This is a genomic window from Pseudomonas sp. Pseusp21 (genome assembly GCF_059492145.1).
The window spans coordinates 3,768,692-3,781,874 of sequence record NZ_CP168520.1; the positions used below are offsets into that span (position 1 = coordinate 3,768,692).

Genomic DNA, 13,183 nt, shown 5'->3' on the forward strand with positions numbered 1-13,183 from the left:
GCCTGCACAGGCTGCGGTTTTTTTTGTATCAGAGCGATTCGAGACAACCCGCCAGATCATTCCCCAGCTTCTCCAGCACTTGCTCGTAACCCTGAGCCGTCGCTGGCGTGTACCCGCCCAGCGCATCCAGTTCCGCCAGTTTCACCGGCAGGCCTGCCACCAGGGTCTCGGCGAGACGTGGACGTAGCGGCGGCTCACTGAACACGCAGGTCTTGCCGACTTCCTGCAAGCGCGCGCGCATCGCCGCCACATGCTGGGCGCCCGGCTGCACTTCCGCCGCTACGCTGAACACGCCGGTGTGCTTCAAGCCGTAGGCCTCCTCGAAGTAGTCGAAGGCTTCGTGGAAGACGAAGTAGGGTTTGCCTTCAATACCGGCCAGACGTTTCTTCAAGCGCTGATCCAGTGCATCCAGACGTTCATCGAACGCCTTGGCGTTGCTCTGATAGCGCTCGGCATTGGCCGGGTCTGCGGCGCTCAAGTCAGCGGCCATTTTGTCGGCAATAACCCGCGCGTTCACCGGCGATAGCCAGAGATGCGCATCGAGGCTGCCCGGACGATGATCGTGGTCGTGTTCGTCGGCTTCTTCGGCATGGGAATGACTGTCTGCGGCGAAGCGGCGCAGTTTCATGCCAGGCAGGTCCTGTACCGCGACGCTCGGCAACGTACGACCGTTCAGCACGCGAGGCAGGAAACTTTCCATGTCCGGGCCGATCCAGTACAGCAGGTCCACCGATTGCATCTTGCGCACGTCGGACGGACGCAACGCGTAGTTATGTGGCGAAGCCCCCGGTGGCAGCAGCACTTCGGGAATAGCCACGCCGTCCTGCACCGCAGCGGCAATCAGTTGCAGGGGCTTGATGCTGGTGAGGACTCTGACCTCGGCCTGAGCCGGACCGATCAGCAGAAAACCGGTGATGAATACGACAAAAACAGAAAAAAGTCGGGACACGATGACCACTCAATGAGGCGAGAACGGGTAACATAATAACGTCTCTAACCAAACTCGTCGCCGCTCATGCCTATTACACCGATTGCCAGCCGTCCTCACGACCACTCGCACTGCGTTCACAGCGCGCTGTCCGAGGCCGATGCCCTGTGTGCACAGAAAGGCTTGCGCCTGACCGCGTTGCGCCGGCGGGTGCTGGAACTGGTCTGGCAGAGTCACAAGCCGCTGGGTGCCTACGACATCCTGGCCGTGCTCAGCGAGCAGGACGGCCGCCGCGCCGCGCCGCCGACCGTATACCGGGCGCTGGATTTCCTGCTGGAAAACGGTCTGGTGCACCGCATTTCCTCGCTCAACGCCTTCGTTGGCTGTGTTCACCCGAAACATTCGCACCAGGGTCAGTTCCTGATTTGCCGCGAATGCCATGCCGCCATCGAACTTGAGCAAAAAACCATCAGCGACGCTATCGTTCACAGCGCCAAGGACGTCGGCTTCATCGTCGAGGCCCAGACCGTCGAAGTGGTCGGCCTCTGCTCCGGTTGCCGGGGGGCTTGATGAGCGATGCGCTGATCCGTCTGGAGCAGGTGGCTGTCCGATTTGCCGGGCAGAACGTGCTGGACAACATTCACCTGAGCGTCGAGCCGGGGCAGATCGTCACCCTGATCGGCCCCAACGGCGCCGGCAAGACCACGCTGGTGCGCGCCGTGCTCGGGCTGCTGAAACCCGACAGCGGAAGCGTCTGGCGCAAGCCGAAGCTGCGCGTCGGTTACATGCCGCAAAAACTCCACGTCGATCCGACCTTGCCGCTGTCAGTCCTGCGCTTTCTGCGGCTGGTGCCGGGCGTCGATCGTCCGCGTGCGCTGGCGGCACTCAAGGAAGTCGGCGCCGAGCACGTCATCGACAGCCCGGTGCAAAGTGTTTCTGGCGGTGAAATGCAGCGCGTGCTGTTGGCCCGTGCCTTGTTGCGCGAGCCGGAACTACTGGTGCTCGACGAGCCGGTGCAGGGCGTCGATGTTGCCGGGCAAGCCGAGCTGTACAGCCTGATCACCCGTCTGCGCGACCGTCACGGTTGCGGTGTGCTGATGGTGTCCCACGATCTGCATCTGGTGATGAGCACCACGGACCAGGTGGTGTGCCTCAACCGTCACGTCTGCTGCTCCGGGCATCCTGAGCAGGTCAGTGGCGATCCGGCTTTTGTCGAGCTGTTCGGCAACAATGCGCCGAGCCTGGCGATCTATCACCACCATCATGACCATGCCCACGACCTGCACGGTTCGGTGGTCAAGGGGCCTTTGACGGGCCAACCTCACGTTCACGGAGATAGCTGCAAGCATGGCTGATTTTCTGTTCTACGCCCTGCTTGCAGGTCTGGCGCTGGCGGTGGTCGCGGGGCCGCTGGGCTCGTTCGTGGTCTGGCGGCGCATGGCCTATTTTGGCGACACGCTGTCCCACGCCGCACTGCTCGGCGTGGCGCTGGGCTTTCTGCTGGATGTCAGCCCGACCGTCGCGGTCACCGTGGGTTGCCTGCTGCTGGCGGTGCTGCTGGTGACCTTGCAACAGCGCCAGCCGCTGGCGTCCGACACACTGTTGGGCATTCTTGCGCCGAGCACGCTCTCTCTCGGGCTGGTGGTACTAAGCTTCATGCATGAAGTGCGGATTGACCTAATGGCCTATCTGTTCGGCGACCTGCTGGCGATCAGCCCGACCGATCTGGCGTGGATCCTCGGCGGCAGCGCGGCGGTGCTGGTGTTGCTGGTGACGCTGTGGCGCCCGCTGCTGGCAATCACCGTGCACGAAGAACTGGCCAAAGTCGAAGGTCTGCCGGTGGCCGGTTTGCGCATGGCGCTGATGCTGTTGATCGCGGTGGTGATCGCCGTGGCGATGAAAATCGTCGGTGTGTTGCTGATTACTTCGCTGTTGATCATCCCGGCGGCTGCGGCACAACGTCACGCCCGTTCGCCGGAACAGATGGCACTGGGCGCGAGCGTGCTGGGCATGCTCGCCGTGTGTGGCGGGCTGGCGTTGTCGTGGTTCAAGGACACCCCGGCAGGCCCGTCAATCGTTGTGACGGCGGCCGCACTGTTTCTGCTGAGTTTTGTTCTGCCCCGTCGAGGGGTGTAGACTTGCTCGTTTTTTGCGCAAATAGAGAGTCGCAGGAATGAAGCCGTTCGCCTCCCGTTATCTGCTCCTTGTGGCCTTTTCAGTGCTGCTGGGCGCCTGCCAAAGCACGCCACCGGTGGCCGAAGTCCCCGATGCGCGGGCCACGGCCATCGCACAGCTGGAGCAAAGCCTGGCCAGCAGCGAACTGGCCACTGCCGAAGACCAATTGGCAGCCTTGCAGGCCGAAACACCCAACGATCAATCCCTTGAGCAATACCAGCGCCAGTTGGCCGAGGCCTATCTGCGCCGCAGCCAGATCGTCCTGCAAAAGGGCGATGTGAATGCGGCCGCGACCGCGTTGGCCCGTGCCCGCGTGCTGATGCCCAAGGCCCCGGCACTGACCGGTGGCGTCAATGGCGCGATCACCGAAGCGCGCAAGGCTGAACTGGAGAAAGCCGAAGCGGCGCTGCAAGCCGCTGAAGCCAAGCCGAAGGCCAAAGTGATCGATCCGACTGCCGAGAGCACCACGGTTGCGCTGAATATCACCGATAGCCGCAAACTTCGCCGCCAGCTGGATGCGATCGCCGCCGATGTGGTGAATTACGACTGTGCGGTGAGCATTCAGGCCCCGCGCACCAATGATTACCCGTGGCTGGCGACGTTGATCACCAAGCGCGTTAAGAAGCTTGATCCGGACTTCGATCTGCAAATCAAAAAGCAGATCCTGCGCAGCGTTCCCGCTCAAGTGGTTTTGAGTCCTCGTAAACCATAAAAAATCGCGAGCAGGCTCGCTCCCACAGGTACAACATGATTCCTGTGGGAGCGAGCCTGCTCGCGATGACTGTTTCAGAAATTACAAAACTATCAAGCCGGAATCGCCTTGGCCTTAGGCTCCCGATCCCAGACCCGATGCTGCCCGATCGCAGCAAAGAATGGCTTGGTCAGCGCGCCTACATCCTTGCCTTCTAGCAACCCCGCATCCGCCTCCAGCTTCAGCACGTCCAGCAACTGTTTGGCCTCGCCATGCAGCGCAATCGCCTTCAGGTGTTTGTACGCCTCCAGCAGGTAATGCAACGCCACGCCGTCACCGCTTAACGCTTTAACCGACGCCGCGCCACCCGGCACGAACACCGCGTCGAACGCTACCGATGGCAAACCCTCCATCGACGCATCCACCGCCAGGCTTTTGCCATCCGCCGTTTTCACCGGCGCTGAGGTCGGGCCGAGCAATTTGGCGTGTGCACCTTCTGCCGCCAGCGCCTTCTTCATCGCATCAATCGCCGCACCATCGACGCCGTTGGCCGCAAGGATCGCAACTTTTCGTGTCTTGATGTTCTCCGGCAGCAGGTTGGCCTGACTCAGCGCCGGCGAACGATCCAGTGATGTTTCAGGCACGTCCACGGTACCTTTGCCTGGCGCTGGCAGACCCAGGTTGGCCGCCACGCGTTTGGCCAGCTCCAGATCGATGTTGGCGAGAATCTCGTTCACTTGCCGCGCCCGGATGAACTCACGCTCAACCTTGCCGAGTTCGAAACTGTAGGCGGCGATGATGTGCTCTTTCTCGTGCGGGCTCATGCTGTTGAAGAACAGCCGCGCCTGGGAGAAGTGGTCGCTGAACGACTCGCTGCGCTGACGGATCTTGTTGGCATCGATGCGCTCCGGATAGCTTTCGAACCCGCCGTCCTGCGCCGCCGGTGGGGTTTCCTTCGGCCAGCCGCCATCGATGGAATTGGGTTCATACGAAGCGCGGCCCTTGTCGATCACCGTACGGTGCTGGGCATCGCGCTGGCCGTTGTGGAACGGTGCCACTGGGCGATTGATCGGCAACTCATGAAAGTTCGGCCCGCCGAGTCGGCTGATCTGCGTGTCGGTGTAGGAAAACAGCCGGCCTTGTAGCAGCGGGTCATTCGAGAAGTCGATGCCCGGCACGATATGGCCGGGGCAGAAAGCGACCTGCTCGGTTTCGGCAAAGAAGTTGTCCGGGTTGCGGTTGAGGGTCATCTTGCCCAGCGGCGTGATCGGAACGATTTCTTCGGGAATCAGTTTGGTCGGGTCGAGGATGTCGAAGTCGAAGTCGTGCTCGTTTTCCTCCTCGATGATCTGAACGCCGAGTTCCCATTCCGGGTAGTCACCCATTTCGATGGCTTCCCAGAGATCGCGCCGATGGTAGTCGGTGTCTTTGCCCGCAAGTTTTTGCGCCTCGTCCCAAACCAAAGAACAGGTGCCGGCGGTAGGGCGCCAGTGGAATTTGACGAAGCGCGATTTGCCCTCGGCATTGATCAGCCGGAAGGTGTGCACGCCGAAGCCCTGCATGCTGCGCAGGCTTTTCGGGATGGCCCGGTCGGACATGGCCCAGATCACCATGTGCGCCGATTCCGGTACCAGCGACACAAAATCCCAGAACGTGTCGTGAGCCGAGCCGCCGGTAGGGATCTCGTTATGCGGTTCGGGTTTCACCGCGTGGACGAAGTCAGGAAACTTGATCGCGTCCTGAATGAAGAACACCGGCATGTTGTTGCCGACCAGATCGAAGTTGCCTTCGTCGGTGAAGAACTTCACGGCAAAACCGCGCACGTCACGGACGGTGTCGCCGGAGCCGCGCGGCCCCTGGACCGTGGAAAAGCGCACGAATACCGGAGTTTTCTTCCCCGGATCCTGCAGGAAACCGGCCTTGGTGAGCGCCGCATGGTTCTCGTAGCTTTGAAAGAATCCATGGGCGCCGGTGCCGCGGGCGTGAACGATGCGCTCGGGAATCCGTTCATGGTCAAAGTGCGTGATCTTTTCACGCATGATGAAGTCTTCCAAAAGCGACGGCCCGCGAGCCCCGGCCTTGAGGGTGTTCTGGTTATCAGCAATTTTCACGCCCTGATTGGTGCGCAGGGCCTGACCGGTAGCGTCGGAGCGAAACTTCTCCAGGCTGTCGAGTTTGGCATTGGTGTTGGCGCGATCCGGGGTATCGGTGCCGGCCAGTTGGCTTTTGTCATTGGCAGGTTTCTTGGTACTCATCAGTCATGAACTCCTGTTTGTCCCGGGATTGCTCCGGGACGCTTGAGTGTTTCCCAGGCACGGCACCCAGGGTTTTCAAGTCGCTTAAGTAGTGACTGACGAGGGTTTCGGGCGTTCCTTTTTTATGACCTTTGATCCTGTTATTGCCAAATCGAAGGTTATTTGCGAAATAAATGCTAAGAACCTCTATACGGACAGGCTAAAATGCGCGCCCGGCTAACCGCTGATCCTTTTCCAACGCGCCCCACAAGGTTCGCTACGTGATCGAGTTTCAAAACGTCCATAAGACTTACCGCGTCGCCGGTAAGGACATCACCGCGCTGCACCCGACCAGCTTCTCCATCGAGAACGGTCAGGTGTTCGGCCTGATTGGCCATTCCGGCGCGGGAAAAAGTACCCTGCTGCGCCTGATCAATCGCCTGGAGCAATCCAGTGGCGGCAAGATCATCGTCGACGGCGAAGAAGTCACCGCGCTGGACGCCAACGGCCTGCGCCGTTTCCGTCAGCAGGTCGGGATGATCTTCCAGCACTTCAACCTGCTGGCATCCAAGACTGTGGCCGACAACGTCGCGCTGCCGCTGACCCTGGCCGGTGAACTGTCCCGCGCCGAGATCGACCAGCGTGTGGCCGAGTTGCTGGCGCGGGTCGGTCTGTCCGATCACGCCAAAAAGTACCCGGCGCAGCTGTCCGGCGGTCAGAAGCAGCGTGTCGGCATCGCCCGCGCTCTGGCGACCAAGCCGAAGATCCTGCTGTGCGACGAAGCCACCAGCGCCCTCGACCCGCAGACCACAGCGTCGGTCTTGCAACTGCTGGCCGAGATCAACCGCGAGCTGAAACTGACCATCGTCCTGATCACCCACGAGATGGATGTGATCCGCCGCGTGTGCGATCAGGTCGGCGTGATGGACGCCGGTGTGATCGTCGAGCAAGGTTCGGTGGCCGATGTGTTCCTGCATCCGAAGCACCCGACCACCAAGCGCTTTGTTCAGGAAAGCGAGCAGATCGACGAAAGCGAGCAGCGCGATGACTTCGCTCACGTGCCGGGCCGCATCGTGCGTCTGACCTTCCAGGGCGAAGCGACCTACGCGCCGTTGCTCGGCACCGTCGCCCGGGAAACCGGTGTGGATTACAGCATCCTGGCCGGTCGCATCGACCGCATCAAAGACATTCCTTACGGGCAATTGACCCTCGCCGTCACCGGTGGCGACATGGAAGCGGCGTTCGCCCGCTTCACCGCCGCTGACGTTCACATGGAGGTGTTGCGCTAATGGAAGACCTGATGAGTTTCTTCACCAATATCGACTGGTACGAAATCTGGCTCGCAACCGGCGACACCATGATGATGCTCGGCGGTTCGCTGCTGTTCACCGTGCTGCTCGGCCTGCCGCTGGGCGTGCTGCTGTTCCTGTGCAGCCCACGCCAGTTGCTCGAAGCCAAAGGCGTGTACGCCTTGCTGTCGCTGGTGGTGAACATCCTGCGTTCGCTGCCGTTCATTATTCTGTTGATCGTGATGATCCCGTTCACCGTGCTGATCACCGGCACCTCGCTGGGCGTGGCCGGTGCGATTCCGCCGCTGGTAGTGGGCGCGACACCGTTCTTTGCGCGGCTGGTGGAAACCGCCCTGCGTGAAGTCGATCGCGGCATCATCGAAGCGACCCAGTCGATGGGCGCGACCACTCGCCAGATCATCATGAACGCCCTGCTGCCGGAGGCCCGTCCGGGCATCTTCGCAGCAATTACGGTGACGGCGATTACACTGGTTTCCTACACGGCGATGGCCGGTGTGGTCGGTGCCGGTGGCCTGGGTGACCTGGCGATCCGTTTCGGCTATCAGCGTTTCCAGACCGACGTGATGATTGTCACCGTGGTGTTGCTGCTGATTCTGGTGCAAGTGCTGCAAATGGTCGGCGACCGACTGGTCGTGCACTTCTCGCGCAAATAACCGGTTTTGTAATGACATGAGCCGGCCATTCGCTGGCAGGCGCCAGACGGGCGCCATAAAAAGGAGTTAGCTGAATGAAAAAACTGATTGTTGCCCTGGCTGCCTTTGCAGCGTTCTCGGCCCACGCCGACGAAACCCTGACCGTTGCTGCCACTCCGGTACCGCACGCGGAAATCCTCGAATTCGTGAAGCCGGCACTGGCCAAAGAAGGCGTGGATCTGAAGGTCAAGGTCTTCACCGACTACGTACAGCCGAACGTACAAGTGGCCGAGAAGCGTCTGGACGCCAACTTCTTCCAGCACCAGCCGTACCTCGATGAGTTCAACAAGGCCAAGGGCACCAGCCTGGTGTCCGTGACCGGCGTGCACCTGGAACCGCTGGGCGCCTACTCCAGCAAGTTCAAGAAAATCGAAGAGCTGCCAAGCGGCGCCAACGTGGTGATCCCGAACGACGCCACCAACGGCGGCCGTGCGCTGTTGCTGCTGGCCAAGGCCGGCGTGATCACCCTGAATGATCCGAGCAACATCCTGTCGACCGTCAAGGACATCGCCCAGAACCCGAAAGACCTGAAGATCCGTGAACTGGAAGCCGCGACCATCCCGCGCGTGCTGACCCAGGTCGACCTGGCGCTGATCAACACCAACTACGCGTTGGAAGCCAAGCTCGATCCGTCCAAGGATGCGCTGGTCATCGAAGGCAGCGACTCGCCTTACGTGAACATCCTGGTGTCCCGCGCGGACAACAAGGACAGCGACGCCATGAAGAAACTGGCCGCCGCCCTGCACAGCCCGGAAGTGAAGAAATTCATCACCGAGAAGTACAAAGGCGCGGTGTTGCCGGCGTTCTGATTTGATCGTGCCCATGCTCTGCGTGGGCATGCATCCCCGGGCGCTCCGCGTCCGCTGGGACGCAGAGCGTCCCTTGCTGCATTCCCACGCAGAGCGTGGGAACGATCAAAACGAAAAGGGGACGCCAGTGGCGTCCCCTTTTTAGTGCGTTCAGTTTTTACTTGCGGTTCAACATCACCGGCAACTGCGCCACCAGCTTGGCATTATTCAACGGCGCCCGAATAAACCCGCGCTGTGTCCCATCCGGCCCGATCACCGCCAGGTTGCCGCTGTGATCCACCGTGTAATTCGGCTTGCTGGTGTCCGCCGGAATGAACGGAATGCTCACCGCGTTCGCCACCTTCTGCAGCTCGTCGATGGATTTTGGCGTCAGGCCTATGAACTGTGGATCGAAGTAGCCCAGGTACTGTTTCAACTGCGCAGGGTTGTCGCGGTTCGGGTCGACGCTGACCAGCACGATCTGCAACTTGTCCACGGCATCCTTCGGCAGTTCGCTCTTGATCTGGCGCAGCTGGGCGAGGGTGGTGGGGCAGATGTCCGGGCAGAAGGTGTAGCCGAAGAACAGCAGGCTCCACTTGCCCTTGAGCTCGTTGACCGTGACCGGTTGGCCGTCCTGATTGGTCATCGTCACGTCCGGCAGGTTGCGGCTCTGCGGCAGCAGGATGATGCCGGCGTCGATCAATGCAGTCGGGTCGCCCTGGCCCTTGCCGCTCAGCACTTTGTTGACGGTCAGGCCGAGGATCAGCGCGATCACGGCGACGAGGATGAAGACGGTTTTCTGGGTTCGAGTCATAGGTTCAACAGTAAGTAGTGGTCTACGAGCAGGGCGATGAACAGCAGAAACAGGTACCAGATAGAGTACTTGAAGGTGTTGATCGCCGCGTGCGGCCGAGTGCCACGGTACAGCACCACGGCCCATTGCAGAAACCTGGCGCCCAGCCCGAGCGCGCAGATCAGGTACAGCAGGCCGCTCATGTGGATCACGTACGGCAACAGGCTGACCGCCAGCAGGGCGAAGGTGTACAGCAGAATGTGCACCTTGGTGTAGTGCTCGCCATGGGTGACCGGCAGCATCGGAATGTCGGCCTTGGCGTATTCCTCTTTGCGGTGGATGGCCAGCGCCCAGAAGTGCGGCGGGGTCCAGGCGAAGATGATCAGCACCAGCAGCAGCGGTTCTGCACTGACGTGGCCGGTCGCGGCGGTCCAACCGAGCAGCGGCGGAGCGGCGCCGGCGAGGCCGCCGATGACGATGTTCTGCGGCGTCGCACGCTTGAGAAAACCGGTGTAGATCACCGCGTAGCCGAGCAGCGAGGCCAGGGTCAGCCAGGCAGTCAGCGGATTGGTGAAGGTCAGCAGCAGTGCCTGGCCGAGCAACGCCAGCACCAGCGCAAAGGTCAGTGCTCCTGTGGGCGAAACCCGGCCCTCCGCCAGCGGCCGTTTGTGGGTGCGGGCCATGACCGCATCGATGCGTCGGTCCACCACATGATTGACCGCCGCCGCGCCACCGGCACACAACGCGATCCCCAGGTTGCCGAACACCAGCACCGTCCACGGCACCCCGGCGCGGGTCGCGAGGAACATGCCCACCAGCGAGGTGATCAGCATCAGCACCACGACTTTCGGTTTGGTCAGCTCCAGGTAATCACGCCACAGCGCCTGCGCCGGACGTTCGCCGATCAGAATCGCCATGGCGTCTCTCCTTTAATAGTGATGGGCGCCGCCGAGTGTTTGCGCGGGCTCAGGCGCCAGCGCGCGATCATCGGCTGCTTGACCCGAACCAGGCTGGTTCGCGCGTGATAGTTGACCAGCACCATGGCCAGCAGCAGCGCCGCACCGCCGGCGTTATGCGCTACGGCCACCGGCAGCGGCAGATGGAACAGCACGTTGCTGATGCCGAGGGTGATCTGCGCGGCGAGGGCGATCAGCACCAGCCCGGCCAGTCGGGTCATGCCCACGACTTTCAGTTGCCAGGCCAGACCGAGCAGGACGAGCGTCACCAGCAGCGCGCCGATGCGGTGGGTCAGGTGAATCGCCGTGCGTGCATCGCTGTCGAGTTGCCCGCCGAGGTAATTCGGGCCGATGTGTTGAGTCAGGTGAAAGCCGTTGGCGAAATCCGCCGGCGGCAGCCATTGGCCGTGGCAGGTCGGGAAGTCGATGCAGGCCACCGCCGCGTAGTTGGAACTGACCCAGCCGCCGAGAGCAATCTGGCCGATCACCAACAGCAATCCGGCGGTCGCCCAATATTGCAGACGCTTGGGCACGGTCAGCGCCGGCAGTACGCCGGACAGTCGCAACGTCAGCAGAAACAGCAGGCTCAGGGTCGCGAAGCCGCCGAGCAGATGCCCGGTTACCACTTGCGGCCAGAGCTTGAGCGTCACCGTCCACATGCCGAACGCCGCTTGGGCGAACACCACCGCCAGCAGAAGCAGCGGCAGTTTCAGCGGTTGCCCCGGATGACGACGATTGACCCACGCGCGACCGGCCAATACCGAGATCAGCAGGCCGAGGGTGCCGGCGAAGTAACGGTGGATCATCTCGTTCCAGCCTTTGTGCGCCTCCACTGGCGAGTCGGGGTAATGCAGTTCGGCATGGGCCAGCTGGGCTTCGCTTTTCGGCACGCTGATGAACCCGTAGCAGCCCGGCCAGTCCGGGCAGCCGAGGCCGGCATGGGTCAGGCGGGTGTAGGCGCCGAGCAGCACCACGATCAGTGCCAGCAGGGTGGCAAACAGCGCGAGGCGAAATCCAGGTTTGGCCATGACGATGCCCTTATCCGATGTTCGACAGTTTCAGCAGGTGGCGCAGGTCGTTGAGCAGATCCTTGCCCTTGACGCTCGGGTCGTAGCGCAGCACGAGGTTGCCGTGGGGATCGATGATCCACAGTTGCGGCGTGGCCTTGTCGCCCGTGGCCTTGCTGAAGGTCGCCGGGTCCAGCGGGTAGCGTTGCAGCTGCGGGTATTCGCGGGTCAGCTTGGCTTCGTAGTCGGCAGTCAACGGTTGTGCAGCGGCCAGGGCGTGGCTGGCGCGCCCGGCTTCGCGGCCCAGGCCGATCTGGATCTGCCGCGCCAGGTACACCAGTTGCTGGCAGTCCACCGCACAGTCTTTCGGCGCGGTCACGAGCATCTGCCAGCGCGTTTCGTCAGCCTGGATACCGAGGTCAGCGCGGGTCTGGCCGTTGCCGATCAGTTCGCCGTGATAGCTGCGACCTTCCGGCACCCAGAACTGCAACTTGTACATGCCGGTGGCGAGGATCATCGGACCGACCACGCCGAGCACGATCAGCAGCAACTGGATGCGTCCGCGACGGCGACTGGCCGGGACTTTCGTTTCAGACATGCTGGGTGGATTCATGGCCGCTCCCATGGTGTTTCTCCTTTGCGTTGTGCCAGCCGAGATAGAGGTAGAGACCGAGCAGGGCGGTGGCCATGGCGAACCACTGCACGGCGTAACCGAGGTGTTTTTCCGGGCCCATCGCGACTACCGGCCAGTCGGCCTGATAGCTGGCGGGGCCGGGTTCGGCGCGTAATTCGTAGGCGAACCCGTCGCGTTCGAGGGTTTTCCACAGCTTCGCGGGTTCGATGGCGGTGACGGTCTGCGGCCAGGTGCTGCTGACCGGATCGGCATGCAGCTGGAAGGTGGCACCGGGGGCGACATACACCCAGGCATCGACATTCACGGCATCGGCTGGCGTATTGAATTGCGGGGCCGTGCGCCGGTCCGGCCACGGCAGCCAACCGCGATTGACCAGCAGCCACTGGCCGCTGCGTTGATCCTGAAACGGTTGCAGCAATTCGACGCCGACCTTGCCGTTGCGCTGGCGGTTGTCCAGCAACAGGCTGTGGGCGGCGTCGAACTGGCCGTGCAGATGCACCCGGCGAAAGGCCGGATCGGCGCTGTGCAGCAACTCGGTGCTGGCCATCGGTTCGGCGGCGCGGCGTTCGGCGTAGCTGGCGAGCAGGGCGGTTTTCTCCGCGCCCCGGCCCAGTTGCCAGAAGCCCAGCGAAATCAGCAACGGCAGCAGCAGGCCGACCACCAGTGTCGGCACCACACCCGGCCGGAAGCGCTTCATGGCCGCGCCAGAAAATCAGTCAGTGCGATCGCTATACTCAACTGCATCGCTTGTTCCCCCGGAGTTCTTCCCATGCTCAAAGCAGCCATCGTCCTGATGCTGATTGCCACGGTGGTCAGCCTGTTCAGCGGCCTGTTTTTCCTGGTCAAGGACGACAGCAGCTCGAATCGGCTGGTGATCGCCTTGAGTGTTCGGGTGGCGTTGGCCGCTGTCACCGTCGGCCTGATCGCCTGGGGTTTCTACAGCGGCCAACTGGTGTCCCACGTGCCGTGGTAGCT

The 13,183-nt window shown here is 62.0% G+C and carries 15 protein-coding genes; 8 read left to right on the top strand and 7 right to left on the bottom strand.

The annotated features are described in order from the left end of the window. Positions 1-28: 28 nt before the first annotated feature. Positions 29-949 (bottom strand): zinc ABC transporter substrate-binding protein, encoded by a 921-nt coding sequence (locus tag ACEN93_RS17230; protein ID WP_495610303.1) that lies wholly within the window; start codon positions 947-949, stop codon positions 29-31. Between the two features lie 66 nt (positions 950-1,015). On the opposite strand from ACEN93_RS17230, the gene zur reads away from it, so the two are divergent. The 4 genes from zur to ACEN93_RS17250 are packed head-to-tail and all read left to right on the top strand — an operon-like array spanning position 1,016 to position 3,815. Beyond that, positions 1,016-1,498 carry a zinc uptake transcriptional repressor Zur gene (zur, locus tag ACEN93_RS17235; RefSeq protein ID WP_011331783.1) on the top strand — a complete coding sequence of 161 codons (483 nt, stop codon included), beginning with the start codon at positions 1,016-1,018 and terminating at the stop codon, positions 1,496-1,498. After that, positions 1,498-2,283: a zinc ABC transporter ATP-binding protein ZnuC gene (gene znuC / locus ACEN93_RS17240; protein ID WP_039764852.1), complete on the top strand. Its 786-nt coding sequence runs from the start codon at positions 1,498-1,500 to the stop codon at positions 2,281-2,283. The genes zur and znuC overlap by 1 nt, the downstream gene beginning before the upstream one ends. Beyond that, entirely contained in the window at positions 2,276-3,064 is a 789-nt protein-coding gene (znuB, locus tag ACEN93_RS17245) for a zinc ABC transporter permease subunit ZnuB (protein WP_007954005.1), read from the top strand. The genes znuC and znuB overlap by 8 nt, the downstream gene beginning before the upstream one ends. A gap of 37 nt (positions 3,065-3,101) precedes the next feature. Next, the gene (locus ACEN93_RS17250; RefSeq protein ID WP_064592487.1) at positions 3,102-3,815 is read left to right on the top strand and encodes a PA5502 family lipoprotein; all 714 of its coding nucleotides are present in this window, start codon (positions 3,102-3,104) and stop codon (positions 3,813-3,815) included. A 92-nt stretch (positions 3,816-3,907) separates the two neighbouring features. Here the strand turns inward: ACEN93_RS17250 and katE are convergent, their stop codons facing one another. Continuing rightward, a complete protein-coding gene (gene katE, locus ACEN93_RS17255; RefSeq protein ID WP_495610304.1) occupies positions 3,908-6,049 on the bottom strand; it encodes a catalase HPII in 2,142 nt (713 codons plus the stop codon). A gap of 260 nt (positions 6,050-6,309) precedes the next feature. Here katE and ACEN93_RS17260 point away from each other — a divergent pair, with 260 nt between their 5' ends. The 3 genes from ACEN93_RS17260 to ACEN93_RS17270 all read left to right on the top strand — a co-directional run bounded on the left by ACEN93_RS17260 (position 6,310) and on the right by ACEN93_RS17270 (position 8,839). Continuing rightward, the gene (locus tag ACEN93_RS17260; protein WP_007953999.1) at positions 6,310-7,317 is read left to right on the top strand and encodes a methionine ABC transporter ATP-binding protein; all 1,008 of its coding nucleotides are present in this window, start codon (positions 6,310-6,312) and stop codon (positions 7,315-7,317) included. After that, the gene (locus ACEN93_RS17265) at positions 7,317-7,991 is read left to right on the top strand and encodes a methionine ABC transporter permease (RefSeq protein ID WP_007953997.1); all 675 of its coding nucleotides are present in this window, start codon (positions 7,317-7,319) and stop codon (positions 7,989-7,991) included. Before ACEN93_RS17260 ends, ACEN93_RS17265 begins: the two co-directional genes overlap by 1 nt. Before the next feature lie 74 nt (positions 7,992-8,065). Further along, the gene (locus tag ACEN93_RS17270; protein WP_103385831.1) at positions 8,066-8,839 is read left to right on the top strand and encodes a MetQ/NlpA family ABC transporter substrate-binding protein; all 774 of its coding nucleotides are present in this window, start codon (positions 8,066-8,068) and stop codon (positions 8,837-8,839) included. Positions 8,840-8,996: 157 nt separating this feature from the next. On the opposite strand, the gene ACEN93_RS17275 is transcribed toward ACEN93_RS17270, so the two are convergent. The 5 genes from ACEN93_RS17275 to ACEN93_RS17295 are packed head-to-tail and all read right to left on the bottom strand — an operon-like array spanning position 8,997 to position 12,905. Further along, positions 8,997-9,632, bottom strand: coding sequence for an SCO family protein (locus tag ACEN93_RS17275; protein WP_007953994.1), 636 nt, complete (start codon positions 9,630-9,632; stop codon positions 8,997-8,999). Beyond that, positions 9,629-10,528, bottom strand: a complete 900-nt coding sequence (gene cyoE, locus ACEN93_RS17280) for a heme o synthase (RefSeq protein ID WP_007953992.1) — start codon at positions 10,526-10,528, stop codon at positions 9,629-9,631. Before cyoE ends, ACEN93_RS17275 begins: the two co-directional genes overlap by 4 nt. Next, positions 10,516-11,595: a COX15/CtaA family protein gene (locus tag ACEN93_RS17285; RefSeq protein WP_495610305.1), complete on the bottom strand. Its 1,080-nt coding sequence runs from the start codon at positions 11,593-11,595 to the stop codon at positions 10,516-10,518. Before ACEN93_RS17285 ends, cyoE begins: the two co-directional genes overlap by 13 nt. 10 nt (positions 11,596-11,605) lie before the next feature. Continuing rightward, positions 11,606-12,199 carry a PA_0111/PP_0108 family redox-active disulfide protein gene (locus tag ACEN93_RS17290; protein ID WP_085654030.1) on the bottom strand — a complete coding sequence of 198 codons (594 nt, stop codon included), beginning with the start codon at positions 12,197-12,199 and terminating at the stop codon, positions 11,606-11,608. Continuing rightward, positions 12,165-12,905 (bottom strand): SURF1 family protein, encoded by a 741-nt coding sequence (locus tag ACEN93_RS17295; RefSeq protein WP_085667441.1) that lies wholly within the window; start codon positions 12,903-12,905, stop codon positions 12,165-12,167. Before ACEN93_RS17295 ends, ACEN93_RS17290 begins: the two co-directional genes overlap by 35 nt. Positions 12,906-12,977: 72 nt before the next feature. Between ACEN93_RS17295 and ACEN93_RS17300 the strand changes: the two genes are divergently transcribed. Next, entirely contained in the window at positions 12,978-13,181 is a 204-nt protein-coding gene (locus tag ACEN93_RS17300; protein WP_011331797.1) for a twin transmembrane helix small protein, read from the top strand. Positions 13,182-13,183 lie beyond the last annotated feature (2 nt).